25 protein-coding genes, 2 pseudogenes and 2 CRISPR repeat arrays are annotated in these 25,517 nt (G+C 70.3%); of the genes and pseudogenes, 10 read left to right on the top strand and 17 right to left on the bottom strand.

Annotated features, from left to right (window positions below):
- Positions 1-724: LLM class flavin-dependent oxidoreductase (locus AB0F18_RS14445; RefSeq protein ID WP_362059395.1), on the top strand; the 724-nt coding region annotated here is incomplete at its 5' end.
- A 166-nt stretch (positions 725-890) separates the two neighbouring features.
- Here AB0F18_RS14445 and AB0F18_RS14450 read toward each other — a convergent pair.
- The 4 genes from AB0F18_RS14450 to AB0F18_RS14465 all read right to left on the bottom strand — a co-directional run bounded on the left by AB0F18_RS14450 (position 891) and on the right by AB0F18_RS14465 (position 2,902).
- Positions 891-1,418 carry a hypothetical protein gene (locus AB0F18_RS14450; RefSeq protein WP_362059398.1) on the bottom strand — a complete coding sequence of 176 codons (528 nt, stop codon included), beginning with the start codon at positions 1,416-1,418 and terminating at the stop codon, positions 891-893.
- A 203-nt stretch (positions 1,419-1,621) separates the two neighbouring features.
- Positions 1,622-1,747, bottom strand: a complete 126-nt coding sequence (locus AB0F18_RS14455; RefSeq protein ID WP_362059401.1) for a hypothetical protein — start codon at positions 1,745-1,747, stop codon at positions 1,622-1,624.
- A gap of 316 nt (positions 1,748-2,063) precedes the next feature.
- Positions 2,064-2,318 (bottom strand): hypothetical protein, encoded by a 255-nt coding sequence (locus AB0F18_RS14460; RefSeq protein ID WP_362059404.1) that lies wholly within the window; start codon positions 2,316-2,318, stop codon positions 2,064-2,066.
- Positions 2,315-2,902 (bottom strand): amino acid transporter, encoded by a 588-nt coding sequence (locus tag AB0F18_RS14465; protein WP_362059545.1) that lies wholly within the window; start codon positions 2,900-2,902, stop codon positions 2,315-2,317. The genes AB0F18_RS14460 and AB0F18_RS14465 overlap by 4 nt, the downstream gene beginning before the upstream one ends.
- 249 nt (positions 2,903-3,151) lie before the next feature.
- Between AB0F18_RS14465 and AB0F18_RS14470 the strand changes: the two genes are divergently transcribed.
- Positions 3,152-3,274 (top strand): hypothetical protein, encoded by a 123-nt coding sequence (locus AB0F18_RS14470; RefSeq protein WP_362059407.1) that lies wholly within the window; start codon positions 3,152-3,154, stop codon positions 3,272-3,274.
- Between the two features lie 502 nt (positions 3,275-3,776).
- Positions 3,777-4,272: pseudogene (locus AB0F18_RS14475) on the top strand (hypothetical protein); the annotation flags it as partial.
- 117 nt (positions 4,273-4,389) lie between these two features.
- Here the strand turns inward: AB0F18_RS14475 and AB0F18_RS14480 are convergent.
- From AB0F18_RS14480 to AB0F18_RS14500, 5 genes are all read right to left on the bottom strand, one after another.
- Positions 4,390-6,393 (bottom strand): radical SAM protein, encoded by a 2,004-nt coding sequence (locus AB0F18_RS14480; RefSeq protein WP_362059410.1) that lies wholly within the window; start codon positions 6,391-6,393, stop codon positions 4,390-4,392.
- A gap of 134 nt (positions 6,394-6,527) precedes the next feature.
- On the bottom strand, positions 6,528-6,701 hold the full coding sequence (locus AB0F18_RS14485) for a hypothetical protein (RefSeq protein ID WP_362059413.1): 174 nt from the start codon (positions 6,699-6,701) through the stop codon (positions 6,528-6,530).
- A gap of 465 nt (positions 6,702-7,166) precedes the next feature.
- Positions 7,167-7,589, bottom strand: a complete 423-nt coding sequence (locus tag AB0F18_RS14490; RefSeq protein WP_362059416.1) for a hypothetical protein — start codon at positions 7,587-7,589, stop codon at positions 7,167-7,169.
- Between the two features lie 225 nt (positions 7,590-7,814).
- The gene (locus AB0F18_RS14495; RefSeq protein ID WP_362059419.1) at positions 7,815-8,429 is read right to left on the bottom strand and encodes an Imm21 family immunity protein; all 615 of its coding nucleotides are present in this window, start codon (positions 8,427-8,429) and stop codon (positions 7,815-7,817) included.
- A gap of 60 nt (positions 8,430-8,489) precedes the next feature.
- Positions 8,490-8,792 carry a hypothetical protein gene (locus AB0F18_RS14500; RefSeq protein ID WP_362059422.1) on the bottom strand — a complete coding sequence of 101 codons (303 nt, stop codon included), beginning with the start codon at positions 8,790-8,792 and terminating at the stop codon, positions 8,490-8,492.
- 419 nt (positions 8,793-9,211) lie between these two features.
- Between AB0F18_RS14500 and AB0F18_RS14505 the strand changes: the two genes are divergently transcribed.
- On the top strand, positions 9,212-9,364 hold the full coding sequence (locus AB0F18_RS14505) for a hypothetical protein (RefSeq protein ID WP_362059425.1): 153 nt from the start codon (positions 9,212-9,214) through the stop codon (positions 9,362-9,364).
- Positions 9,365-9,409: 45 nt separating this feature from the next.
- On the top strand, positions 9,410-10,612 hold the full coding sequence (locus AB0F18_RS14510; RefSeq protein ID WP_362059428.1) for an enoyl-[acyl-carrier-protein] reductase FabV: 1,203 nt from the start codon (positions 9,410-9,412) through the stop codon (positions 10,610-10,612).
- A gap of 536 nt (positions 10,613-11,148) precedes the next feature.
- Positions 11,149-11,599: a CRISPR direct-repeat array (repeat unit 28 nt; unit sequence GGGTCATCCCCGCGGGCGCGGGGAGCAG).
- Between the two features lie 231 nt (positions 11,600-11,830).
- Here AB0F18_RS14510 and AB0F18_RS14515 read toward each other — a convergent pair.
- The 3 genes from AB0F18_RS14515 to AB0F18_RS14525 form a co-directional block, all read right to left on the bottom strand.
- Positions 11,831-12,040 carry a hypothetical protein gene (locus AB0F18_RS14515; protein WP_362059430.1) on the bottom strand — a complete coding sequence of 70 codons (210 nt, stop codon included), beginning with the start codon at positions 12,038-12,040 and terminating at the stop codon, positions 11,831-11,833.
- Positions 12,040-12,390 (bottom strand): Uma2 family endonuclease, encoded by a 351-nt coding sequence (locus AB0F18_RS14520; RefSeq protein WP_362059433.1) that lies wholly within the window; start codon positions 12,388-12,390, stop codon positions 12,040-12,042. The genes AB0F18_RS14515 and AB0F18_RS14520 overlap by 1 nt, the downstream gene beginning before the upstream one ends.
- A gap of 238 nt (positions 12,391-12,628) precedes the next feature.
- A complete protein-coding gene (locus AB0F18_RS14525; protein ID WP_362059436.1) occupies positions 12,629-13,183 on the bottom strand; it encodes a GNAT family protein in 555 nt (184 codons plus the stop codon).
- A gap of 48 nt (positions 13,184-13,231) precedes the next feature.
- Between AB0F18_RS14525 and AB0F18_RS14530 the strand changes: the two genes are divergently transcribed.
- Positions 13,232-13,849, top strand: a complete 618-nt coding sequence (locus AB0F18_RS14530) for a TetR/AcrR family transcriptional regulator (RefSeq protein WP_362059439.1) — start codon at positions 13,232-13,234, stop codon at positions 13,847-13,849.
- Positions 13,850-15,538: 1,689 nt separating this feature from the next.
- Here AB0F18_RS14530 and AB0F18_RS14535 read toward each other — a convergent pair.
- Positions 15,539-15,841 carry a hypothetical protein gene (locus AB0F18_RS14535; protein WP_362059441.1) on the bottom strand — a complete coding sequence of 101 codons (303 nt, stop codon included), beginning with the start codon at positions 15,839-15,841 and terminating at the stop codon, positions 15,539-15,541.
- Positions 15,842-15,968: 127 nt separating this feature from the next.
- Between AB0F18_RS14535 and AB0F18_RS14540 the strand changes: the two genes are divergently transcribed.
- Entirely contained in the window at positions 15,969-19,442 is a 3,474-nt protein-coding gene (locus AB0F18_RS14540; protein ID WP_362059444.1) for an NACHT domain-containing protein, read from the top strand.
- Positions 19,443-19,498: 56 nt separating this feature from the next.
- A CRISPR array of direct repeats spans positions 19,499-19,951; the repeat unit is 29 nt; unit sequence GGGTCCATCCCCGCGGGTGCGGGGAGCAG.
- A gap of 239 nt (positions 19,952-20,190) precedes the next feature.
- On the opposite strand, the gene AB0F18_RS14545 is transcribed toward AB0F18_RS14540, so the two are convergent.
- Positions 20,191-20,424, bottom strand: coding sequence for a hypothetical protein (locus AB0F18_RS14545; protein WP_362059447.1), 234 nt, complete (start codon positions 20,422-20,424; stop codon positions 20,191-20,193).
- Positions 20,425-21,224: 800 nt separating this feature from the next.
- Between AB0F18_RS14545 and AB0F18_RS14550 the strand changes: the two genes are divergently transcribed.
- A complete protein-coding gene (locus AB0F18_RS14550) occupies positions 21,225-21,398 on the top strand; it encodes a DUF6225 family protein (RefSeq protein ID WP_362059547.1) in 174 nt (57 codons plus the stop codon).
- 172 nt (positions 21,399-21,570) lie between these two features.
- Complete coding sequence (locus tag AB0F18_RS14555) at positions 21,571-22,458, top strand: DUF4232 domain-containing protein (RefSeq protein WP_362059450.1); 888 nt, start codon at positions 21,571-21,573, stop codon at positions 22,456-22,458.
- A 64-nt stretch (positions 22,459-22,522) separates the two neighbouring features.
- Here AB0F18_RS14555 and AB0F18_RS14560 read toward each other — a convergent pair whose 3' ends face one another.
- The 3 genes and pseudogenes from AB0F18_RS14560 to AB0F18_RS14570 form a co-directional block, all read right to left on the bottom strand.
- Positions 22,523-23,020 (bottom strand): hypothetical protein, encoded by a 498-nt coding sequence (locus AB0F18_RS14560; protein ID WP_362059453.1) that lies wholly within the window; start codon positions 23,018-23,020, stop codon positions 22,523-22,525.
- A 467-nt stretch (positions 23,021-23,487) separates the two neighbouring features.
- A pseudogene (locus tag AB0F18_RS14565) lies at positions 23,488-24,038 on the bottom strand (DUF4240 domain-containing protein).
- A 536-nt stretch (positions 24,039-24,574) separates the two neighbouring features.
- On the bottom strand, positions 24,575-24,811 hold the full coding sequence (locus AB0F18_RS14570; protein WP_362059456.1) for a hypothetical protein: 237 nt from the start codon (positions 24,809-24,811) through the stop codon (positions 24,575-24,577).
- 299 nt (positions 24,812-25,110) lie between these two features.
- Between AB0F18_RS14570 and AB0F18_RS14575 the strand changes: the two genes are divergently transcribed.
- Positions 25,111-25,500: a hypothetical protein gene (locus AB0F18_RS14575; RefSeq protein ID WP_362059459.1), complete on the top strand. Its 390-nt coding sequence runs from the start codon at positions 25,111-25,113 to the stop codon at positions 25,498-25,500.
- Positions 25,501-25,517: the final 17 nt, after the last annotated feature.

Consider the following 25,517-nt stretch of genomic DNA (forward strand, 5'->3'; position numbering starts at 1 on the left):
GCAGGCCGCGATCCTCCTGGCGGCCACCCGGCACATCACCGTGGCCTCCGGCATGACCGACATCTACGCCCGCGACCCGGTCACGGCCGCCGCCGCGCAGCGCACCCTGGAGGAGGCGTTCCCCGGCCGGTTCCTGCTCGGCCTGTGGGAGAGCCACCCCAGCCTGGCTCAGGACATCCGAGGCCACCGCTCCGGCCCGGCTCTGGCCACCATGCGCGCCTACCTCGACGCGCTGGACAACGCCCCGTTCGGGCCACCCCACACGGTTGCCTCACCCAACCGCGTACTCGCCGCGCTGGATCCCGGGATGCTCGCCCTCGCCGCTGGACGGGCCCTGGGCGCCAACGTGCTGGGCATGCCCGTCGAGTACACCCGAGCGGTCAGGACCGTCCTCGGAGAGGAAGGGCTGCTGGCCATCACACAGCTCTGCGTGCTCGGCCATGACGAGGCAGACACCGCCGACCTGGCCCGCACCACAGCCGCGGCCGCCCTGCCGAACCGGCGCGACCTGCTGCGTGGACTTGGACACGCACACCCGGACGCGCTCGACGGCCGCCTGGTCGACGCACTGGTGGCCCACGGCCGCGCCGAGGACATCGCCCACCGCGTCCAAGAGCACTTCGACGCCGGAGCCGACCACGTCAGCCTCCACCTGGTGACCACCACACCCGACTCTTCGTCCGTACGGCAGTGGGAGCAACTCGCCGCGTTCTTGCCGGTCTGACCGGGCGCACCCGCGTGGGCACGCGGCAGGAGTGCGGCCCTGAAAACCGTCGCGGCTGGTCCGGGATCGCTTGCGATCCAGCCGCCCGCCGGCGAAAGGGCCTTCAGGATGGTGATCTCGGGGCCATCCCCGCAGGCGCGGGGAGCAGGCTTCTTGAGCTGGGACTCTATGTGGGTAGGGCCATGTTTTCGAGCACTTCCAGAGAATCCGGCAATTTTCCTAGAAGGGATGACCAGGACGACATACCTCCATGCCGATGAGCAGCACCCCAGCGCTGGACCGGGACCTGCCTGGCAGCCGCCTCCAAGCGGCGTTGCCACTCGGCGGCTTCGCCCGCGTCCCAGTTTTTTGCCGAACGCCACCGGGCGCGATCGTAGTCCGCGTGCCCCGCCCACGGGGAGGCCAACGCCGTCAAGGCGCTCCACCCCGTTCGGATCATGCCGCGCACGTTCGCCGCCTCCTGCGGCGTGAGGGCGTCAGGGTCGTACTGGAGCCAGTGGGTGAGATTGCCCGCGAGTACGTCCAGAGCCGAGCCGACCGAGCGCGCAACCTGCCTTTTGTCACTTCCGCGCTCAGCGGCCGCAGATCGTGCGACTCTCGCTCTGAGGAACACCTCAAGCCCCTCGACATCGGCCGGCGTGACGTCCTCCACATAGATCAAGGCGGACGACCCGGGGAGAGGATCGGTGCTCATGGCGTGGTCACGGTCCTCTGGGGCTGGCGGTCGTCCATGCTCCTCCGTCACATAGGGGCGGTCGCCCCGGATGCGACACGACAACCGAGGCGATGCGGGTTCAGGGAGGCCTTCACGGACCATCCTCCTGCATGTCCCATCGCGGTGCGGTTCCGGGTTCAGCGACTCCGGGCCGGGCGCCGAAGCGGGCGGTGGCGGGGTGTTCACGGCAGCTCGACCTCGACGAGGCGTCCGCCGTCCACCCGGAACCTGCGGGGCGGGTTCATCCTGGCGAGGAGGGCGTCACGCTCGGCCTTGCGCCGTTCCGCGGTCCCGTGGGCCTCGCGCACCTGCCCTACATCAACCCGTACACCATGAGGCGGCCGAGATGATCCGCCGCCAGGCCGAGGAACCCGACCTGCGGGCAGCAGCAGTCAAGGAGGCCGGCGACTACCCCCACCTCCTCACCCCTTCGTCAGGGAAGCCGCACGCCTCTGGCCGGAACAGGCAGGGTCCGCATGTCAAGACGGCCGGGCCGCAGCCGCCAACCCCTCATCGGCGAGCTCCCCGACCACGTCGTCCGCGAAGAACCCGAGGTCACCCGGGTGCACCTGCGGCTCGCCCGGCTCAGCCGCACGGCGCGCGCTCTGGAGGCGTCCGTCAACATCACGCGCTACGGCCTGCCCGGTGGCCAGTCGCGCGCCCTCGTCGAGCATGGCGGCCGCGCGGGCCGACGGCGTAGACGTGGCCGACGCGCCGGGACAGCGGCACCGCGATCGTGCCCGGCCCGCTGCCGAGGTCGGGGCAGGTCTGCGAGCCGGCCAGGCAGAAGGAGCGGTCGGCGAGCACGGTGTGGAAGGCGTCGGCGTGCGGGGGCCGGTAGGGGGCGTAGTACGGCGCCGCCGTCGAGAGCCGGGTCACGAGCGGGCTCCCTGCGGGTGGAGGAGGTCGGCCCACGGGTGCGGGCCGTACGCGGTGAACAGGGCGTCGGCGAGCCACGTCCGCGCGGTGGGGTCGAGTACGGGGAGCACGGAGTCCAGGTCGAGCTCGTCCTTCGGCCGGATCACCTTGGCCTTGTAGAACAGCTGGACCTCCGGCGCCAGGTAGGGGACGCCGTCCGCGCTCACCGCCCCGAGCCCGGCCAGCGGCCGGCGCACCTGCGGGCAGCGGCGGGAGACCCAGTCGTCGCCGTCGGTCTCGTCGAGCATCACCTGGACCTGCCACGGCCGGTCCGGGGCCGGCCGGCACCAGACGTCGTGCACACCGGGCGGCAGGACCTCGCCGGGCGCCCACGGCCGCAGGTGTCCGGGCGGGTCGGCCGCCCACCACTCCCACCCCGCCAGGGCCTTCTGGACGGCGAGCTGGTCGCGGCGCATCAGCAGGACGTCGATGTCGCCGTGCTCGCGGAGCACACGGCCGGCAGCCAGCTCGATGGCGTGCCCGCCCGCGATCCACCACGGCGCCCCACACCCCTCGAACCGGGCCACGGCCTCCCGCAGCGGCAGCGGCTCCCACTCGGTCCTCACGCTCACGGCCGACCTCCTCGCCCCGGCCCGGCGGATTCCGGGCGATGCCGCAGCGTAGCGCCGACCACACGACGGTGCGGGCCGGACGGCGTGATCGTCAGCCGGTCGTGGCGGGCATCGTGGCGTTGTTCTCGTAGGGGGTTTGACGATCCCACGGTGGGCGGCAGTGAGACGGCGGCTACGCTCGCCTGCGCCGCCGCGGCGGTGCCCCCGGGGTAGGGTGCCCTGATGCGTACGGGAACCCCCGACACCCGGCTGGTCTTCCTCCGCGGGAACTCCGGCTCCGGCAAGTCCACGGTCGCGCCGGCCGTACCGGGCACGGATGAGCCCGGCAGCCGTGCCGCGCGCTGATAGCGGTTGATCACCCAGTGCTGCTCTGGGATGCCGACGGCTGGGAACCGGACTGGGGCCAGGATCCTCACGACGGCTTGCGGCACGCGGCACCCTCGCTGCGCCAGTGGCTGTGGACGTGGGCAGACGGGGGCAACTTATGGGATGAGGTGCTGGCACAGCCCGAGTAGGTGCTGAGCACTCTGAGCTCGCTCAACGGATTCCGTGCTCGAACGGTGAGTCGTAGGCCGTCACTCACCTGGGCATTGCCGGATAGGCGGACGGCCCCCGCATGATCACGCGTTCCCTCACAGAACCGCGATCACGCGAAGGCCGTAGGAGTGAGTGAGTCTGCTGCAACACGATGCTCGCCGGGAGACGTTTGCGGGAGCGTCACGCTTCCGGGAGTGCTTCTGCTCGTGCCTGACCGCACGAGCAGACGAACTGTTCCAGCTGACGGATGCATTGCTGTGTGGGGACGGTCCGGTGACGACGCCGGTGGACCTCACGCTGAGGGCGGAGCACCGGCGAACTCCCTGTCATCGAAGGCGCGTTGATCTACCTGGAGGTCGGCCGCCTGCGGTGGCCACGATCCGCTCCCCGTCTGGCTGTGGACATCGGCCACCCGCCTGACTGACGAAGACACCAACCTGCGCTGGCAGTCGTTACTCCGCAGGTTCGACCTGGAACACACCTTCCGGATGGTCAAGGAGACCCTCGGCTGGACCCGCCCGAAACTCCGCACGCCTCAAGCGGCAGACCGGTGGACCTGGCTGATCACCGCCGCCGCCCACACTCAACTCCGCCTCGCCCGCCCTGTCCGGCCCGTGCGCCGAAACCCAGCCCGGCCCGGCCCCGGTAGACCCCTCGGCTCGAAGAACCGGAACCCCACCACCCGCTACGACGTGGGCAAAACGAGCAGGCGACCCAAGAACGTCGCCGAACGCCATCACCGCAGCTGGAGGGTGGGATTCAGAGTGGGACGCAGAAGAGACACGTTCGGGGAGCGGACACTGTGACCGCTCCCCGAACGGAGGCTCTGAGGCGGTGAGTCTGTTGTGGCAGATGTTGCGGTTAGCGCCACCGCCAGGTTCCGGACTTCGCGTTGGCCGCGGCGAATCGCACCCGGAGTGCTCTCACACTCCGACGAGCCCCTGCTGCCGGAGGACTTCCAGCCCGAAGATCCCTGCCTTCCTGGCGTCGACCCCTCCCGTGTCGGGATCCGAACATGCGAACGCCTCGATGATCTCGTCCTTCGATCGGACGCCGTCGCAGAGTTCAAGCAACTCGACCGACAGCGGACTGAGCGAGAAGTAGGAGACCTCCTCACCCTCCTTTGCGACCCGGGCGAGCGTCGAACTCCGGGCGGGCAGGCTGGCGAGGCTGTCCCTCCGCCTCAAACAGGCGATGAGCTGCTCGTAGTCGACCGCGAGTCTGAGGAGCGAGATGCTCGACGGAACGTGCGGCACACCGGGTCTGGCGTCCGCGCGGCGCTGCTCCCCGTCGGCCTCCTTCCGCAGCCGGCACACTGCACGTTCGAGCCTGAGCATTTCCACGATGACCGGATGGCTCGGGTTCACCGACGGTGTGAGATAGGCGCTCTCCAGGAACTGAAACAGCTCGTTCTGGAAGTCCAGATGCGCGTAGTAGGCGGACACGTCGAAGGAAGACGTCCACTCTTGACCGCCGCGCGGAAGGCGCCATGCGCGCCACGCGTCGAAGACAGTCAACAGATCGCCGCTGTCCTGGTGTAGTGCGATCAGAAGCCATCGGAAGCGCTGCATCCCGACGAGGACGAACTCCCGCAGCTCCTTGAGGTAGGACTTCTCCAACCACGGGGTGGGCACGGTGTAAAAGTTGGGGAAGACCTCAGGGTGCGCCGCGATCATTTCCCGGTCCTCGGAGCTCTGTTGCCATCCCTGGTGGGACATGTCCGAGTAGATCCCGTCCAGCGTGAGCTGGTCGGCGTAGCGGCGCTGGATCGGGGTGTCGGCGAGCGGGGCGAGGAGATGCAGCTGCGGTTCGACGTGGTCGAGGCGCAGCGCGTCCATGAGGAACGCGATGGTCCCGCGCAGGTCCTCCAGCGTCTCTTCCGGGAAGCCGGTGATCAGCGAGGCAGCCGTCTTGATTCCGTACCGGTCGGCGCATTCGAGTCGTTCCATCGCCTCGTGGAGATCAATGCGCTTCTTGACGATCTTCTGCATCCGGGCGGAGCCGGTTTCGATTCCGAAGAAAATACCTCGGCAGCCCGCGCGGTACATCAGCGCGATGAGCTCCTCGTCGATGCAGTCAGTGCGGGCGCTGCAGGACCACTGGAAACTCTCGCCACTCTCCAGCAGCGTCTCGCAAAACTCGACGACCTTGCGCCGGTCCACCGTGAACATGTCGTGGACGAGGTCGAAGGCGGTGATTCCGTACTCCTGCTTGACCTTCCGCATCTCTTCGAGCACGCGCCCCGGCGACTTCAGGCGGAAGCGGCGCCGGAAGAAGTCATTGGTGGAACAGAACTCGCAAGCGAACGGGCATCCGCGGCCCAGTTCGAGGGGGAGGTCCCGGCACTCCTTGATGAACGGGTGGAGGTGGAACGCCGGCGTCGGCAGGTCGTCCAAGTCCTTGATCACCGGAGCGTTCGGATTCCGCACCACCTGGGCGCCAGCCCGGAAGGTGATTCCCTCGATGGGGGCGGGCGAGCAGCCCGAGTCGAGTGCGTCCAGAAGCAGCGGCAGGGATTCCTCGCCTTCGCCGCGCACCACGTAGTCGATAAAGGGGAACGCCTGCATCGAGGGCACGTCCACCACTGATGCCTGCGGGCCGCCCAGAATGATGACGGAATGCGGCTTGGCCTGCTTGACGGTCTCGGCGATGCGCAGAGTCAATGGGTAGCTGCTGCAGATCGTACTGAATCCGTAAACGTCGGCAGGCAGCAATTTGATCCGCTCGGCCGCGAAAGCAGAGAACTCCACCAACTCCCCGTCGACGCCCGCTTCGCCGCTGTGGTGCTTGCGAAGAAATTCGTGGTACCACCGGTTGAGGTCGACGATGAGCGGCTGCTGGCCTCCCTTCTCCAGCACCGCAGCCAGGCTCAACACGCCCAGCGGTACGGTCTCGGAGACCATCTGCTTGGCGCGGTTCTCGGCCACGGAGGCGTCCTCGTACTCCGTCACCGTCGGGGGACTGATCAGACACACTCTCATCTCTGGATCCCTCATTAGGACCGGGCCTCGCTATGGGTGTACATGGCGAGGCCCGGGAATCTGTGTGACGGCTGGAGCAGCTAGAAGCCGACCGACACGCTGATCCTCACTTCGATGAAGGCCTGGTCGTCCTTGCCCTTCATGGATTCGACCATATTATTGTGGAACTTCTCCTGGAGGGCGGCGAGCTCGGCCTTGCTCAGCCCCATGTCGGGAATAGAGACGACTACTTCCTTCGTGGTCTGGTCACTCATGGGCGCCTCTTTCGGTGTGGGTGGCATGTGCACCGTCCCGGAACTTCAGCGCTACCGGCAAGGTGCGGAGGTGAACATGATGATTCGACCGGACCTGTGGAACCGGATAATCCGCCACCCGTGGGCGCGGCGGGACGACATCGCGGGAACACGGACGCAGGGGCGATCAAGTCACCTGACCAGTCGGCGATTTCGATGGGCACTTCGCCCGTGGTCGAAGACCCCGAAGGCGCCCTCGTCGATGAAGACTGAGGCCTGGTGGTTCGTCATCACCGCTCCTCGTGTAGTACGGCCGGTCCCGCAGTGCCTCGGCCAGGCTGCCCCTGGTGTAGGCCAACAGGCCGGTCTTCGCTCCCATCGCCCCTCCTCGCACCTCCGCGGGCAACGCAGACGAGGCCTGTCTTTCGCGTCGGGCGGCGTGCGTGCGCGTCTTGGCGAGGCCTGCGGAACTTCCGGCCGATGTCGCTACTTGAGCTCGATCACCAGCTCGAAGTCGTCGCCCTCCCGCCAGCCCGAGGTGATCATCCCGCTGGGATGCTTGTCATCCCCCCAGGCGTAGAAGTGCTCCCAGGTGACCTTGTCGCCGTACCAGTGGTCGTAATCCGTCCTCGCGTACGCCTGGACGGACTTGCCGTCGTGCTTGGTGTCCCACAGTTGGAACGTGCCGCTGACCTGCGGCTTGCCCTTCTGCGTCCGTGTGCACTCCCGGTACTTGGCGCGGCCCCCGGTGATGTTGATCTCCTTCCAGACGGAGCATGTGGCGGCCGCGACCGCCGCACTGCCGGTCGACCGCGCCGACGGCGCGGCGTTCGCGGCCGGGGCGGCGGCGAGACCGCCAGCCAGGGCCAATCCGGCAACGGTGAGGGCGATGCGCTTGCGTAACAGCACAGCGGTTCCTTTCCGTCATACGGCGGACGGTTCCCCCATCAGGTCCCTGGTTGCCCGCCGAGACCAGACCACCGTGCCCACTCCTGTGTCTCTCTTCAGCCGTCTTGGGGCAATACCACCCTTTCGGGAACTCTCGCCCGGCCGGGCAAGGACCCGTTCGTCTTCGAGGAGTACGCCTGCACCTCCAGCCGCCTCCGCCCGCCGGAGTGGCCGAAACCCGGCGGACTACTCCCCTGCGCGCGGCCTAGCGGAACCGTGCTCGGCCGCCAGGAGTTGGACCACGCCGACCCAGGGGAACTCACCGGTCTTGTGGCACGCACGGACCTCCCACCGTCCTGCGGGCACGGCGACCGGGGCTTGCTCCGGTTGTCCTCCGCCGTCGGGGTAGGGGACGCCGAGGTCCTTGCCGGCCTCGGCCGAGTCCATGAGCACAGCCGGGCCATCGGTTTCCCAGACCCCGCACGCCTCCCACGGCGTCGCCGGGTCGTTCAGTACGGTCTGGGCGGCGGCGAGAAGCTCCGTGTCGGAGTCGGCGGCGAGCCACCGTAGGAAGATCCTCTGCTCGGGCAGGTAGCACGTGGTGGCGGGCTCATCGCCGAGCACCAGCGCGGACGCGGTGCGGGTGCCGCCCAGGTCGACCACTCCGGCGTACGCGCGGACCGCGCAGGCCCGGTCGTAGTCGTCCGGCACGTCCGTGCCGCCGACGATCGCACCGCCCTCGGTGCAGCCGCCCCACTGGTGCAGGGCGGACACGGGCACGACGATCAGCGGTCCGCCCATGGACTGCACCCAGGTCAGACCGAGCCCGTGGCGGCTGGTGTCGTCGTCGATGTGGCTCATGCACGTAGTCTGCCGTCCCCCGGTGACAGGCCGAACCAGCGTCCGGTCGCGGAGGGGGGTCTACAGGCCGCTCCCGGTGGCGCGCTGGATGCCCCACTCGCGGACGTTGGGGGCCAGCTCCGTGGCGTACGGCAGGCACTGGGCGGCCAGACCGTGCAGGCCCACGTTCTGCCACTGGTCCTCGTGGGCGCGGCGGGCCAGCAGGCCGAGGTCGTCGGCCTCGACGATGGCCTCGGCGGCCAGATAGTCCTGGAACGACTGGTGCAGGAAGCCGATCTCTCCGTCAGCCGACTGGCGCAACAACCCCGACCGGACCAGCAGATGAGACAGGATTCGGCCGGCCTCGGCACGGACGTGCGGCATCCCCTGAGCGCTTGCTCCAGAACCCTGACCGCAAACGATTCGCCGGCCTGGGAGCGGCCGTTGCACCGGAGCCCCCCTGGGGAGACCACGCCATGTTCGACCGTGAACCCCGCCGTCGCACGCTGGTCCGAGCCGCCGTCACCGGCTTCCGCGCGGACCTTGCCCGCGCCGTCACCGGGTGGGTGATCAGCATGTCCTCGACCGTTGGGCGGTGTCGTCGTCGTCCCATGCGGATCCGGCCCGTCGGCCGGTTGAGCCACGACCGCCGTGGACTGCTCCGGATCCCCCCAATACACAGCGGCTCCGCGCCCCAGCGCACTGAGGAACTGTCAATGTCACGGACCGACAAAGGAGCGAGCACATCCTGCGTGATGCACTGTCACATGGCGTCGACCGGCCCGTGGATACGATCTTGGACGATGGACGGACGGCTGGAGCAGGGCTTCGGCGTGGACGGTCTGGCCCTGGCCGAGCCCGGCACCAACCGCACCGACCCCGACTCAGGGCTGTCCGCCGTCATCCCATCCCGGACGAGGAGACCGGCCGCCTGCGCACGATCGCGGACCCGCTGACCCTCCTCGTCCGCCTCGCCCCGGACGGAACGGAACAGACCCCTCGTGAGCCTTCGCCAGATCGAGCCCAAGCAACGCGGACTCCTCATCGTCAACTCCCACCCCGAGGGCGCCGCACAGACCGTCCGCCGCACCTGGGAGGCGATCCCGGCCCGCACCGACGGCCGCCGCCCGGTCGCGCTGATCCTGGGGCACTCCGCGGGGTACGGGCTCGCCACCCTCCTGACCGGCCTGCGCCGGCACGGCATCCGCGGTATCGGCGTCGCCTTCGAGACCGCCGACACCGGCCGCCGCACCGCGACCGCCGGCTGGTACCGCACCGCGGCCGCCGCCCGGCTCGCCGCCGAGGCCGGCCACGACATCCGGTTCGTGAACGCCGACGCCTTCTCCGCCGACGCCAAATCGCACGTCGCGGACCTGCTGGAAGAGCACTACGGGCCGGTCGACCACCTCATCTACAGCCTCGCCGCCCCCCGCCGCACCGACCCGGGCTCCGGCACCGTCCACCACTCCGTGATCAAACCCCTCGGTGCCCCTTACGAGGCGCCCGCACTGGACTTCTCCGGCCCCGACCCGAAGGTGTCGTGGGCCCGGATCGAACCCGGCACCGACGAGGAGACCCGTGCGACCGTCGCGGTGATGGGCGGCGACGACTGGAACCTGTGGATCCGGGCCCTCGCCGGCCGCGGGCTCCTGGCCGAGAAGTTCACCACCGCCGCCCTGACCTACGTCGGCTCGGAGGTCACCGCCCCCGTCTACCGGCAGGGCACCATCGGCGCGGCCAAGGAACACCTGGAACAGACCGCCCGCGACCTCAACGACTCCGCCCTCCTGAAGGAGAAGGACGGCCGGGCCTTCACGGTCGTGGCGGGCGCCGCGGTCACCCAGGCCTCCAGCGCCATCCCCTCCATCGCCCTCTACACCGCCTTCCTCCACACCGTCCTCGGCCCCCGCGGCTTCCGCACCCCCGCCGAACAGGCCGCCGACCTGTGGGACCAGCTCGAAGGCCGCACCCCGCTCGTCCTCGACGAGACGGGCCGCATCCGCCTCGACGGATGGGAACTCGACGACGAGGTACAGGACCGCGTCCGCGAACTCTGGGCCGACCCGCAGCGCGGGCTGGAAGCCTCCCGGTCCGGCGCCGACTGGTTCATGAACGAGGTCAGGGGCCTGTACGGCTGGAACGTCGACACCGTCGCCTACGACCAGCCGGCCGAGACCGACATCCCCTGGCCCACACCGCGATAGGCCGACGAACGCCCCTGCGCGAGCCGGATCCGGCCCCTTGCCACCGCTCCGGTCCGGCCCGCCCTGGCGCCAGCCGCTCCTCCTCCGCCTTCGGAGTCCGGCACGCGGCCCGCTGCCGCCGCCGGCCCCCACCCCGAGCCACCATGCCGCGGACGGCCACGATCTGCCGGTCGAGCACGGCGGCCCGCGCACCGTCGCCCGCCCGGCGAGCCGCCACGGTGAGACGGGCCACGATCGGCATCGCGCCCCAGGCCGACACGGCCGGCGGCGCGCCGCGATCGAACAGCACCACGCGCGTACCGGGCCGGACGACCTGCCCCACGCGGTGACGCCGTTGTGGCTGGTCACTTCGCCGCCGGGGAGGTGACGGGATGCTCCCGGCCTCGCCGATGGCTTCCCAGGAGGCCGCACTCATGGGGTGGAACAGGGTGGTGCGGAACAGCTGAAGCCGATTTCCGGGCGAGGGGTCCGCTGGGCGAGCCCGCACACCGAAGGACTCGTCGGCGCCCGGCTACACCTCCACGCTCAGGGCGGAGCGCTCGTCCCCGCGAGCGCGGGGAGCAGTTCGCTCGCGACGCCTTGATGAGCTGCTGCATGGGGTCATCCCCGCGGGCGCGGGGAGCAGTCGTTGACGTGGCCGTCCTGGTCGACCACGAAGGGTCCCCGCGGGCGCGGGGAGCAGCTCTTGCGCGCCATGGCACGGAACAGGAACCGCGGGTCATCCCCGCGGCCGCGGGGAGCAGTCCAGCACGGGAACGAGGACTTCGAGCTGGGTGGGGTCATCCCCGCGGGCGCGGGGAGCAGCCGCAGGTCTTGGACCTGATCTGTCGGGGGTTGGGGTCATCCCCGCGGGCGCGGGGAGCAGTTCTGCCAGGGAGGGCCACCGCGCACGTCCGTCGGGTCATCCCCGCGGGCGCGGGGAGCAGCCAGTCGCAGAACTTTCAACAAGGTGTGGCCGGGGGTCATCCCCACGGGCGCGGGGAGCAGGCTTGCTGGCCTGCCACTTTACGGAGGCAGAGTGTCGTTCTGAAGCACTTTCACTAAAACTGCCATTTCGGGCTATAGCTCCCAGAACCTCCAACCTCCGGCGGGAGCCCTACGCTGCATCCCCGACAGCCGCATCGCGACGCCCCTGAGGCCGAGGTCGTAGCGATCTTCGTGTAGGGCGAGGGCCAACGGCTTCGGCTTCGTCGCTCGCCTCGCCCCCGGCACAGCCGCCTACTGGCGTGTCAGCGTGGCCGGGTCGACGTCGCGGGGGAACGTCGTGGTGAGGCGTGTGAGTGTGACGGGCTCAGCGGTCAGGACGTCGGCGTAGGCACCGTCCTTGAGTTCGCCGACGACCAGGCGGGGCGCGGGCTCGAACACGAAGCGCCAGTATGACTCGATCCCCGCCTCCGCGTAGAGGAGGGGCTTTACCTTGCGGTCCATCATGCGTTGCCCGGGGAGACGAGCTCGACGACGAGCAGCACGGCCTCCATCCCGATGCTGACACCGTCCTCGGCGGTGGCTCCCGCGTCCGCGACGACGATGTCCGACACAACCAGACCGGACGGCAGGATGACGTTGACGCCCTCAAGGACCTCGATCGGGGCTCCGGCGGCGCGGGCCGCCGCGTCGAGGGCGACGTGGAGGCGGAAGCTGGCCCGCTGGTGGCGTACGCCCCGGGCGGGCGACATCACGAGGGAGTCCCCCAGCAGGTCGTAGCGGGTACGTCGTTCTTCGGGCAGAGCCAGGACGGCGACGGTCCACGGGCCAGTGGGTTCGAGGGCAACGCCCATTCCCTTGACTTCCTCTCCCGCCAGTGTGAACCGGCGGGGGGGTACCTCTGTCTCCCGCGTACGGGCCAGCGGCTGCCCGGACGGCCTGGTGGGCGGACGCGCGCCAGGGCGCTGTCCCGGCTGCCTCACATTCCACCGCAGGGCCGTCGAGTGCGGGGAGATGGGGGGCTGCCCCGCCCTCAGGGCCTCGCTGGGACCGGCGCCGCCGCTCCCACCCTCGTTCCCGCCCGTACCTCGGCTACTGCGGACGCGCTCGCCATTCGGGGGCGAGCACCGCCCAGACCTGCTTGTCGTGACGGGCTCCGCCGAAGGGCCAGGCCTCGCGGCGTACGCCTTCGAGGGTCATGCCGAGCCGTTTGGCCACCGCCGAGCTGCGGTCGTTGTCGGCGCGGCAGTGCCACTCGGCGCGGTGCAGGCCCCGGGCGGTGAAGGCCCAGTCCAGCAGGAGGCCGCTCGCCTGCGTGACCAGGCCGTGTCCCTCTCCGGCCGGCTCCAGCCAGCAGCCCAGCTCGCAGGAGCCCGAGGCGGCGTCGAAGGCCGTGAACATCACGCCGCCGACCAGCGTGCCGTCGCCGAGCCGGATGCCGTACAGGCGGGCGCCGTCCGACGCCTGGCGCTCCGCGTACCGCTGCAGGGTGCCCCGCGCACCGTCCACTCCGTCGGTGACGAAGCCCGCCCCGACCCAGGGACGGATGTACTCGCGCGCCCGGTCCAGGTGGGCGGCGAACTCCTCGGCGTGCCATATCTCGAGCGGGCTCAGCCGGGCGCCGTCGCGCAGCGGGAGAGAGAACATGTGGACCCCATTCGCATAACAAGCGTTACGGATATGTACCGTAGCAGCATGCCACGTACCAAGGGAGACCACGAAGCCCGGCGCCGCGACGTCTCGGAGGCGGTCTGGCGGGTGCTGGCCGCGCACGGTTTCGGCGGCCTGACGCTGCGCGCCGTCGCCACCGAGCTCGGCGCCACGACGGGGATGCTCACCCACTACTTCCCGGCCAAGCGCGACCTCGTCGCCTACGCCCTGGACCTGCTCACGGAACGCACCGCCGCCCGCCCCCGCCCCTCCGGCGGCCAGGGCCTGGCCGCCCTGCGGGCCGCGCTGCTCGGCGTCCTGCCGCTGACCCCCGAGGCCACGGCCAGCAACCGGATCTGGGTCTCCTCCTGGGACACGGCCCTGGCCGACCCCACCGTGAGCGCGGACCACGCCCGCAAGTACGCCCAGAGCCGGGCCAAGCTCCGCGACCTCGTCACGGCGGCCCAGCAACTCGGCGAACTGCCGCCCGGCGACCCGGAGCGCATCGCGACCGCCGCCCAGTCCTTCAGCCTCGGCCTGACGGTCCAGGCCCTGTTCGCCCCCGAGGCGTTCCCACCGGCCCGCCAGACCGAACTCCTCGACGACTACCTGAGGTCACTGACCTCCCCACGGCCGTCCAGCGACGGGACGCCTTCGCCATGAGGGCCGGCACGACGGGAGCCTGGGCACGAACCCGGCGGGCACGGGGCAGCCGAGACGGCCTACGTCTCCTGAGCTCGCCAAGGGCCCTCCATCCCCGCCCGGCGCTGGAAGCAGATCCTGCATACGTCTCGTGGCAGTCGGATCCATGCCCTCGACTGCGGCAAGCAGGACTCAGGCGGACATCATCCCGACCGCCCTGGCGGATCCACCCCTGCGGGCGCGGGGAACAGTCGCCATGAGCACCTGAGGTCCATCCCTGCGGGCGAGAGCAGTAGAAAAGCTGGGCTTCCCCCACGCCTGGGAGCTCGGGTTCATCCCCGCGGGTGCGGGGAGCAGGTCAGCGAGTCCCTGGCCCTGGCGGGCGAAGAGGGGCCATCCCCGCGGGTGCGAGGAGCATCAGGCAACGATCGCGGCGCGGCGCTCGGGGGTGGGTCCATCTCCGCAGGTGCGGGGAGCAGCCGACGTCGAGCTGGGGGGATCTGGACCTCGGGATCATCCCCGCGGGGGTGGGGAGCAGCCGCCGGACGTGGTGAAGCCACCGGGGGCGGGGGGCCATCCCGCGGGTGCGAGGAGCAGATCCGGAGCTTGTACATCGACGCGGCGTTGGCGGGACCATCCCCGCAGGTGCGGGAAGCAGTGCATGAGCCCGTAATGCCCCTGCGAATAGGTGGGACCATCCCCGCGGGTGCGGGGAGCAGTCCTCCGAGCCCGACGAGCGCCTGGACGAGGCGGGACCATCCCCGCGGGTGCGGGGAGCAGAGGAGGGAGGCCTTGCGGCCGTCGGCGGTGGCGGTAATGCGGTCGGGACCATCCCCGCGGGTGCGGGGAGCAGGCTTACTGACCAGCCACTTTAGGCGGCCAAGGGACAGTTTCGAAGTACTTTCACCGAGACCGGCATTTCCGAGTAAGCGGAGATAAGCAGCAAAACGGCCAGAAATGGCTCGTGGGTCACAAGCCCGTCGCCCTCATGCCCCGTCAAGGCTCCTGACCGGAGCCCGAACGAACGGGCAGACCAAGGGTGGCATCGTCTGCCGATGGAGGCTGAGTAGCCCCCTCACCCGGACAGTGACCACACCAGATTCCGGAAGACCCGCTCACTGCCAAGCCTCCTGAGCTGCGGCCTGGTCGGCGGCGGCGAGCTGGTGGGGCGGGTTCCTCCAGTCAAGTGCGGTACTCGATGGGCTGCATCTCGCCGCGCCACTGATAACGAGGAAGTCTTCCCGCCCTCTCTGTCGCGGTTGAGGGGGCGAGCGAAGGGCCCACAATGGCCCGGGCGTTCCAGCGGCCCAGGCGGCTGGTCGAAGGTGAGGGCGGTAGTAGTCGCTGCCAGCGGTCCCTGTGATCGGCGGCTTCCCGCCCAGTGCGGCGAGAGCTGAGACCAGTCGGCTCGACGGGCCACCTCGAACCTCCGACACATCGACGCCGGGACGGGACGCAGACGGTCAGCTGCTCCTCAGCCCTGCCGGGCATGCGGTGCCCCGGCGGGGTGGCTGGTCGCGGATGGCGGCCGGCGGGCCACATCCGCGTACAAGGCGGCACAGTGGCCGATGCCGCATGTCCCTGAGGCGGCCACCTGCGCGGCTCGGCCGGCGCAGCCGCCGCCTGGGCCGGCGTTCAGTGGTGCGGGTTCCGGGACCCATGGGCAGGCGGGGCCGCAGCCTTCGAGTCCGGGCCTCCGTGTCCACCGGCTCAGCCGGCCGCTCCGCCCCGCCGCCCGGCCCGCGCCCCCGGGCCGGCGGCCAGGCGGGCGACCGGGCCGGCGGCCGGGGCCAGGGCCAGGCACGCCCCCACCACCTCCGCCCGATGAGCCGACTCCGTGCCCCCGACCGCCGCCAGGACCCTGCGTGTGTGTTCCGCCTCGCGGAGCGCGGACGTGCGGAAGGCGAACCACCGGCGCACCACCTCCATCAGCAGCATCCCCGCCACCGCGAGCACCACCAGCCACCGAGCCGCCCCTCCGCCCAGGGAAGCCACCACACCCAGTACCGTCATGTCCCCGTTCCTCCTCGCCCACCGGCCGTCGTCCAACGGATGCGGCCAACTCTCCGCCGGACGCCGGATTTCCCTCTAGCCTGCGGAAATGCCGAGGAAACCCGCCCCGGCCAGAGAGGAGCGGTACGTGAGCGTGGGGCGCCCCAGGACCAGCGGCCGGCAGAGCCTGCCGGAGCTGGCGGACCTGGCCGAGTGGTTCGAGAAGGCGCTCGGCGCTGCCGGGTACGCCTCGCCCAACGCCTTCCTCACCTCCCGCCGCAACCACCACGCCCGTCCCCTGCCGGACAAGAACGCGCTGTACGCGATCCGCAACGCGCTCGCGCTGCCCAGCCTCGAGACCATCCGCCACCTCGCCGAGGCCCTCGGCAGCCCGCCCGAGACCGCCGCCTCCCACTGGCTGCGCGCGAGCCGGGCCCTGGCCCGCAGAGAGCTCGCCCGACGCAACCGTCCCACGGCGCCCGCTCCGACCTGGGAGTCCCTGCCCCCGCCCAGCCCGCTCCTGGAGGATCTGCTGCGCAGCCAGGCGTCCGCCGCGGAGCAGTTCCCGTACGACCTGCTCGGCGTGCGCAAGCCCCCGTTGTCGGAGATCTACGTCGAGCAGGACTTCCAGCCCCTGGCACCCGCCGCGTCCCCGCTGTCGGCCCAGCGGCACCACCAGGACACCGCTCCCACCCTGGCTGCCGTCCTCTCCCGTCACGACCACCTCTTCATCACCGGGGGCCCCGGCGCCGGCAAAACCACCCTGGGCCGTCACCTGGTCCATCAGATCGCCCGCTACTGGCTCTGCGAGGAGGACGCCGAGACGCCGTGGTGCCCGGCTGCCGTGGTCGCCGTCCGCGTCACCGCCTCGGACCTGCTGACGCCCCACCCCTGGAGCCTGCAGCTCAGCCACGCGGTCGGGCGCGCGGGCACGCTCCTCAGCCCCGTCGACCGCTCCCACTTCGAGGTACGCCCGCACGGCGCCCCCTGGCTGGTCGTCGTCGACGGCCTTGACGAAGTGGCGTCCCCCGCTGTCCGCCAACGGCTTCTGGACAAGCTCGCCGAGCAGATCCGGCCGCACGGCCCGTGCCGGCTCCTCATCACCTCCCGGCCCCTGCCCCAGGAGGAACTGAAACCTTTCGCCGGGCTCTCGGGCCTCGGCTTCTACACCCTCAAGGGCTTCGACAGCGGCCGGCAGCGCACGTTCGCCGCACGCTGGTTCGCGGCGCAGGGCGATGCCGAGCCCGAGCGGCAGGCCGAGGAGTTCCTCGCCGACGTCGCGGACGCCTCCCTGGAGGACGTGCTCCAGGTGCCGCTCCTGGCGACCATCGCCGCGGCCTTCCGCAGCCGGAACCCGGGCCGTCCCCTTCCGCGTGGCCGGGTCGAGCTGTACGAGATGTTCCTGGCCGACCTGAAGAACGCCCGCGAGGGCAACGCCACCGTCCTCGACCGGTTCCTGGAACGGTGGACCCTCCGCGGCTACGGGAAAATGGCCGAATGGCTGACGGCGCACCAGGAACGGCTGCTGACCCACCTGGCATGGAAACGGACCGCCAAGAAGCCCCCTGCCTCACTGCTCGACGAAGCCCTGGAATGGCTGGACCGGCACCTGCCGACGGAACTGGAATGGCCGCCCGGGGCCAGGGGTGAGCTCGGCCAGTTCCTCGCGCAGTCCGGTGTCGTCTCCTTCGACGGCGACGAGGTGTCCTTCCTCCACCAGTCCTTCGCGGAGTTCCTCGCGGCCCGGGACGCCGCCGCCGCGATCCCCTCCGACTTCCCCCGCTTCGACCAGTGGTCGGAGGAGATCACCAACTCCTCCAGCGGCAACCGGATCCTGTTCACCCTCGCCCTGTGGGCCAGGCGGCCGGGAAACGACGTCGCCGTCATCGTCCGCCGCCTGCTCGCGGGCAAGCTCGGTCACCGGATCATGGCATTGCGCCTGGTGACCGCGGGAGTGCCGCTCGGCGAGGCCCTGGAGACGGCCGTCATCGATCGCCTGCTCGACTTCTCACACGACCCGGAAGACCTCTCCTTCCGGCCCGGCCACAACGTCCTCGCCGAACTCGCCCAGTTGCGCGGTCACCGCAGGCTGGCCGAGCGGCTGCATACGATCGCCCGGACCGAGGGGCTCGACCTGTCCCACCGGGGCGAGGCGGCGTGGGCGTACGCCCGGGTCGCGAACGTGCCCGAAGGCGTCCGGCTGCTGAAGTCCCTCACGGAATCCGACGACGACGAGGACGAGGAGAGCAGGCTCGCCTGCTACCGCCACCTGGAGTCACTGGATCCGCAGGAAGCACCGTCCATCGCGGGCAGGCTGCGCGCCCTCGTCACCGACCCGGACGCATCGCTGTGGGGGCGGCTGGCGGCGGCGTCCCGTCTGCTGGAACTCGGCAGCACCGACGGGCTCACCGAGCTGGCCCGCACCGTCCTGTCGGAATCGGAGGTGGACGGAAGGCACCTGTGGAGTGCCGGGGAGCTCTGGTACGACGTCGCCGGCCCCGGGGCCGCGCCGGAGGTGGCGGCCACGATCGCGGGCCGGCGCAGGATCAACTCCTGGGAGGTCGCCGGCCTGGCCATGGTGCTGTTCCGCTTCGACCTCCCCGAGCAGGCGATACCCCTGGCCCGCAGGGCCTTCTCGGAGTCGATCGTGGACGACGAGATCAGCGAACTGGTCGAGCTTTGGCTTGAGCTACGCGGAGCCCGGGGCGCCGACGAGATCGCCGCGATGATGCCGGGCCTGCGCAACTGGAACGTCGAGAACCGGGATTCCATCGCCTTCGACCTGCGGCTCCAGGGCTTCACCCGTCAGGCCGCCGACATCATCAGGACCGTTCTGCGGGAGAAGGCCCCGCGCATGCGCCGGTCGGCCCACGAACTCTCCTTGCTGCTCGCGCGCGGCGGATCCGAATCGACCGCCGAGGTGCTGTCCTGGCTGAACACGCTCGCCCCGGGCCCCGACGAGACGGCGCAGGTCCTGCGTCACCGTCTCGACGGGGCGGCACCCGCCGAGACGGTCCTCCCCCTCGCGCGGAAGGTCCTGCACCACCCCGGATGCCGCAACGATGCGTGCGCCATGGCCGCCTCCGTGCTCCTGCGCCATGGCGGACCCGACACCTGCGACGAAATCCTCGCCGCGCTGCAGGCCCGCCCCCACGACGGCGCGGCCCTGCGGGCACGGCTCCTGCCGATCCTCGCGGACCACGACGAGGCGGCGGCCGTGCTGGACCTGGGCGCCCGCATGCTGGCGGACCCGGGCATCACCAGCACCGAGATGACCACCGTCGTACGGGCCTGGCTGCGCATCGCGGGCCGCACCGGGGTGCACGAGGTGGTCAAGCGCATCGAAGCCGCCTGCCACCTCACCACCGACCAGGCCGGCGACCTCGCCGCCCTCCTCCTCGAACTCGGCCACCCGGCTGCCGCGGTACCCCTGTGGTGCCGGATCTGCACGACGCCGGGCACGGCGGTCGAAACCCGCTGGAACGCCCTCCGGCAACTCATCACCGCCGACGCGGAAACCCCTGCCGCCGGGGCCCTCCGCTCAGCCCTCGCCGTCGCACACGACCCCACGGAGTCCCTCACCCTGCGCCGCCTCTTGGCGTGGCTGACGGCTGCGGAATGACTCGGTCACGGGCCACTCCCAGGGCCAGGGGCGCCGAGCACTGTGTGGGCGCCGTCGGGCTCATCCCCGCGGGTGCGGGGAGCAGCCGGCGCTCGACCTGGGCGTCATCGACGAGGCAGGTCCATCCCCGCGTGTGCGGGGAGCAATGATCGTGGACGAGCGGATCACCAAGGCCGAGGGGTCCATCCCCGCGGGTGCGGGGAGCAGTCGATGACCAGAGCCCATCGGCGTTTGGCGACGGGTCCATCCCCGCTGCGGGGAGCAGGGCGCCTGATCGACGTGCGTGATGGTGCCCTGGGGTCCATCCCCGCGGGTGCGGGGAGCAGTGAGGTGTAGGTACTCAGGCGCAATCGGCATGGGGTCCATCCCCGCGGGTGCGGGGAGCAGAGGCGTCGGTAGCGCCTCCGGCGGGGCCGTCCGGGTCCATCCCCGCGGGTGCGGGGAGCAGAACGTCGCCAGCAAGGCCAGCCGGCCCGACAAGGGTCCATCCCCGCGGGTGCGGGGAGCAGGCTTGCTGACCTGCCACTTTAGGTGATCAAGAGCCGCTTTCTGAGCACTTTCACCGATACCGGCATTTACCAAGCAAGTGAAGATAAGCATCAAAGGGCCAGGGATGGCTCAGTGGCCGCAAGTCGTCGCCCTCATGAGCCGCCAAGGTGCCTGATCGGATCCTCAACGATCGGGCAGAACACAGTCAGCATGACGGGGATTCGACACGAGCTGCCGATGCTGGGGGGGAATCGCCCTCTCACCCGGAGGCGTTGGGCACGAGCGCCAGGGCATCAGCAAGCTGGCGGACCGAGACCGCGCCGGATTCCGGCAGTCCCGCCTGCTGCCAAGCCTGCTGGGCCACGCCCGTGTCACCCTCCGCCGCCGCCAGGACGTTCTGCTTCGCGCTGTTATCCGGGATCGGATCCGTGTCGACACCGTAGTCGGCAAGGTGGACGACGATACGGACCCCCAGCTTCGCGGGGGAAGTCATACGCTCGTTGAGCCGATAGACCCGCACCCGGTGCCGGTCAGAGCCCGCGCGCGTTCGACCTCCGAGTCCCCCCGGTCGGTGCGGATGAGCTGCTCCAACTCGCCCGAGCTGTTGCGCAAGACAAGAACACCCTGCGTACTGAAAGCCTCGACACGCACGTCCAGCAACGTCCCGTGAACTGCTCGCTGCATCCAGGCGGGCGATGTCCTGCCCAACCGTGTCACCCAGGACGTAGAGGGCCACCGCACGGTCACGGATCTGGTCCATCCACTGCGCCTCCTCCCCCTGCGGACACGGCGCCGACGGCATGAACGGCGGCAATTTTCACTGATCCATGATGACCAGTCACAGTCGCACACCCGTCAGCCGGTACGGGCCCCAGCCGTGATCCCGACGCCCACGCCCTTGCCGAGCTGACGGGGGTACCGTGGCTCCCCCTCGATGCCGTTGATGCTCACAGCAGAGCCGGGCATCCGAGCCCGCAGTGTCCGCCGCACCGGTGCCGCCCAGTGCTCCGGCGGCAGCAGGCACCGGCAGAGGCACCCTGCCCTGGGGGGCGAAGACACGACAGCGGTAGTCCGGAGGAGGTTGCACCTGCACCGCCCCCGATGCAGCCAGCCGTCAACCCGCTCCCATGAGCTCCGGGATGGGTATCGGGCACCTGCCGACGGCGCGCCGAACCCTACTCGGGCCGACGGCGGTTCAAGCTACGGGCATGGCTGACACGTTCGAGCGCGCCCCGCAGGTAAGGGCCCGCCCAGCCGCGTGAAGCTCTCGCAAACCTCCCGGACGAGACGCCGATCCGCACCAGGGCCGCGGACGGACCCGGCGACTTCGACGGGCACGGTGAGTACGTCCTGGTGGACGCCGCGCCCGTCGAGATGGACACCAACGGCGTCGAGAACACACCACAGGTCCAGTTCACACTGTTCGCGGTCGCACGAGCGGGCGTCTACGGCTTCGACGTCGACTGACACCACCGGGGCCGCCGCACTGGGCCGGTAGAGGCGACTGCGGTCTACGTATCCCGGTCGGTCCTGTTAGGAGCGGCGCTCAGCGGGCCGGACCGTCACCAGTGACACGCCTGTGACAGAAAGTGTGGCTTACGCCATGGCCTGGCATCCGCTTCCCTGATGGGGTGGCGTGATGCCCAGGATCCCTTCCGCTCTTCCGCTCCTCGCCGCGCTCCTGCTGCTCACCGGGTGCGGCGCCCCGGCGTCCGGGACCGCCGTCACGCCCCCGCGTGCGGACGGGGTCCGCATCACCTCCGTGACCATTCCCTCGGTCGCGCCCTCCCCCGGCTCGGACCGGTCAGACGTCAGAGCCGCCCCCCTCCCCGCCGGCGGCTCCGGAATCTCGGCCGCCTACGAAGTCACCAACAACGGCACCGAGGCGCTCGCTTACACGATCCTGTTCGACTTCACCACCGAGGCCGGCGAGGTCATGGCCAACACCCGCGAGACCGTACGCTCGGTCGGCCCCGGCGCGACCGTGCAGGGAACGGTCCGGCTGAACACTTTCACCCCCGGCTCGTCCCGGGTGACCCGTGTCAAGGTCTCCCAGGTGACCAAGGTGCCCGCCGCCGAGGCGCCGCCCGCATCCGGCGAGTGCCCGCCCTCCGGCATCCGCATCACCGCCGACGACGGCGACGCCGCGATGGGGCTGCGCGTGGTGGGCCTGCACCTGGAGAACTGCGGCAAGCGCGACTACACGGTCAACGGCTACCCGCTCCTGGAACTGCTGGACAAGAACCGGGCACCCGTCCAAGGGGTCCAGATCGTAGAGGGAAGCGGCGGCATCACCACCGGTACCGGATTCGACGAGCCGGCCCGCCCTCTGATCCTGAAGCCGGGCGAGAGCGCCCTCTCGGGGCTCATGTGGCGCAACACCACCGAATCCGGGGACGTCGTCAACGTCCCCTACGTCAGGGTGCGGGCCGTGCAAGGCGGCGATCCGGTGACCGTGACCCCCCACCTCGATCTCGGCACGACCGGCCGGCTGGCCGTCCGCGCCTGGACACGCCCGTCGAGGTAGGACCCCCGCCCGGAACCGGGTCCGGGCTCCCGGCCGGGGCGTGTCCAGGCACCGGCAGGACCGGCTATCCGGGGAAGGAGAAGTAAAGCGCGTTGCTGTAGAAGGACGCGAAGTGCTCCTGCCAGTCGGCACGGACCGAGGCGAGCCATTCGTCGTTCTCACCGGCGATCGCCGCCTCGGCCTGGGCGACGGCCGCGGGGATGTCGGCGGAGACGAGACGCTGGACCGCCGCCTCCGGGTCGTCGTCCGCGATGGAGACGATCTCTCCGGTCTCCAGGATGAAACATCCTGCCCGCTGCTTCTCCAGGTGGGCCGTGGTCTTCTCCACGCACTGGGCGAACTCGTCGTCGTCCTCAAGCCCCTGCCCGACCGCGTTCAGGAGGTCGCGGAGCAGGGCCGTACCCCTGTCGTAGTCCGCGGCGATGCCGATCCGCGGGTTCCAGATCATGGAGGGGACGATCGTCGTCCCGTACCCGGCCATGAGCTTGTGGGCGAGCGGGATGCCCCAGTTGTGCTCGGATATGCACCGGATCGCCTCGGGGATCGCGTCCTGCGTCGGCATCGAATCGGCAGAGTAAAGGTATGAACGGTTTGCCATGGCGGCGACCCTAACACCGGGGTCTGACAGGCCCAGTGCTGGTGGCCACGCCGTACCGCCGGCCCGGACGCGCCCTTTGAATCGCATCGCCAACAGCGCCCGTGAGAGCAGCAGGATGTGACTGGGAAGAGACGCACCGCCGGGTGGCGGAACCTCAGTGGGGTGAGGTGGATGGGTCGGCGGTACACGGACGCGGAGACATGAGTGCGGCGCGGCACCGAGGGACAGTTGCACATGGCCGCGCAGGACGGCACCGCGATGCTCCGCGACATGGCGCAGCGTTCGACCTGCAGGCAGAGCGCAGCGGTGGCGAGCACCTTACGCATGCAGGCCTGCTGAGCTGGACGTCCAGCTCAGCGCCATCGCCCAGCCAACAGCCCCTCCGATAGCGGCCCGTGGCTGTCCGCACCGGTCGCTACAGAGCATTGCCCTCAGGCGCTTGTCAGCTGCCACGGCGCCGCTCGGTCGGCGAGTACGGCCGCTCCCTTGTGCTTCCGCACTGTGGCAGGCCACCTCGGCGACAGGTGTGGCGGTGACCCCAGCGGGTTCATCCCCGCAAGTGCAGGGAGCAGGAAGTCGAAGTTCCAGGCGGGGTCCAGCTTCGGGTACCGGATGGTGAACGCATCGTCCGGGACGTGTCTGCCGGTCGCCATGATGTGTGCGTTCCAGACCATGCTCAGCACGTCCTTGCAGTGGAGGTGCGCTCGAAGACCTCGCGTCCCTGCGCGATCAACCAGCCACGGAAGTAGTCGAACGCGTCGTCGGAGCATCCGCCGTTGATCATGTAGGCAGCGGCCCACAGCGGGTTCGTGTAGGAGTCCGACATCAGGTCCTACAGCACCTGCTGAGCGGCGACGATCTCGTCTATCGGACGCGTGGCAAGCTGCGAGGTGGCCAGGCGTGCGACCTCTTCTCCGTCGTCCGGGTTGGCTGCCTGCGTGCGTGCTGCCTCGATGAGGTGCCAGAACTTCTGCTTGTTCATGGCGGCCGAGCATGCCACCCGGTACTGACCCGGTCGGCCCCGGACGTACGTACATGGGCAGGCCTCCTGCGAAGGACGTTGCTCGGATGGATGCCGGTCTCGCGCATCAGGAAGTGGTCACCGGCCTGACGAACGGGGCCATATGCGCGCGCAGCGCAATCCGTCCAGGAGGGCCCTGTTCGAGCCGCCAGTTCGCCGCTTCCAGCGCTGCCCGCGTCCGCTGCTCCCGCGCCTCCCGCTCGGCTTCCCCTGCAGCCGCCGTGGCGGCCCACTGCTGTTTCTGGTCCTGGCAGAGGCGAACCGCCGCTGCCCAACCTCTCCTTCTGCCCGGTCTCCAGCCGCTGCGCCACCCTGGCGATCGTCTGACGTCGCCTGTCCCCGGCCCGGGCGTCTGCTTCGGCGAACTCGACGTAAGCCGGTTCCACCCAGCGCAGGACGCCCTGCTCGCCGGGATCGGGCCCACCCACGTCGTACGAACTGACGCTTCCGGCGCAGAGGGCCGTGGGCCGTGGGCCGGGTGCCGTCGCGAAGTTCGTTCAGGACTGCCTCCCGCGGGACAGGCGGCGCTCCGCCGCGGTGATCAGGATGCCGAGCAGCATCGCCAGATCGGCCGCGCCTGCGGCGTCGTCGGCCCAGCGGGTGGTCTGGAGGGGGTGGACCTGGTCGAGGAGGACGCCTTCCCTGGCGAGGACGAAGGCCAACGCCAGCAGGGCCGCGCGCGCGTTGCCGTCCTCGAACGGGTGGAAGAACAGGACGGATCCACGTCTGCCCACGTCAGGGTATGTGCCCACAGTTCACTCACCGTCCCACTCTGCCGTGCGCGGCCGCCCTGACTCCACTCCATATCCGAGCCCGCCCCATCGGCGGAAGACGGTCCTCAGTCGCCGGGCAGCCGTCTTTTTCTCCATCGCTTCCATCCCGCCCGGCCGGCGGTACGCGCGCACAGCTGCGTCATCGACTCGCACACCATGTCGCTGCCTTGCGTCAGTGTGCGCGTCTGGAGTCAGTGACGCGCTGTTGCTACCCTCGGGCTCAGGCAGCGCCCAGGCCCACATGTGAGGAGCCCGCCCCCGTGACCCGCACCCGTCGCAACCTGTGGCTGCACAGGGCGAATTACCGGCGCCTCGCCGATGCCGACACGTTCCTGACTCCCTCGCAGCTCCTTGAGCTGCTTCTCACGGCGTATGCCGAGGGGCACATCGGTCTCAGCGTGCCGAAGCGCCCCTCGCGTGAGCCGGGCCGCGGACGCGTGGCCGTCGCTCTCGACGACGCCGTGTTCGCCCGCACCGAGGCCGAGGCCGGCGAGGGCCGTACGTCGCTCGTCATCGACACCCTGATCGAGGCGTACCTCGCCGGATCCGTGACCGTCACACTGCACGCCACGACCGAGGCCGCCGAACACCCCGCCACCCTCACCGTAGAACCGCCCGCCGAGGGCACGACCACAGCCGCCGCAGCCTGACCCGGAAGGAGCACCAC

Source organism: Streptomyces sp. NPDC029216, assembly GCF_040648015.1.
In the GTDB taxonomy this organism is placed as follows: Bacteria; Actinomycetota; Actinomycetes; order Streptomycetales; family Streptomycetaceae; genus Streptomyces.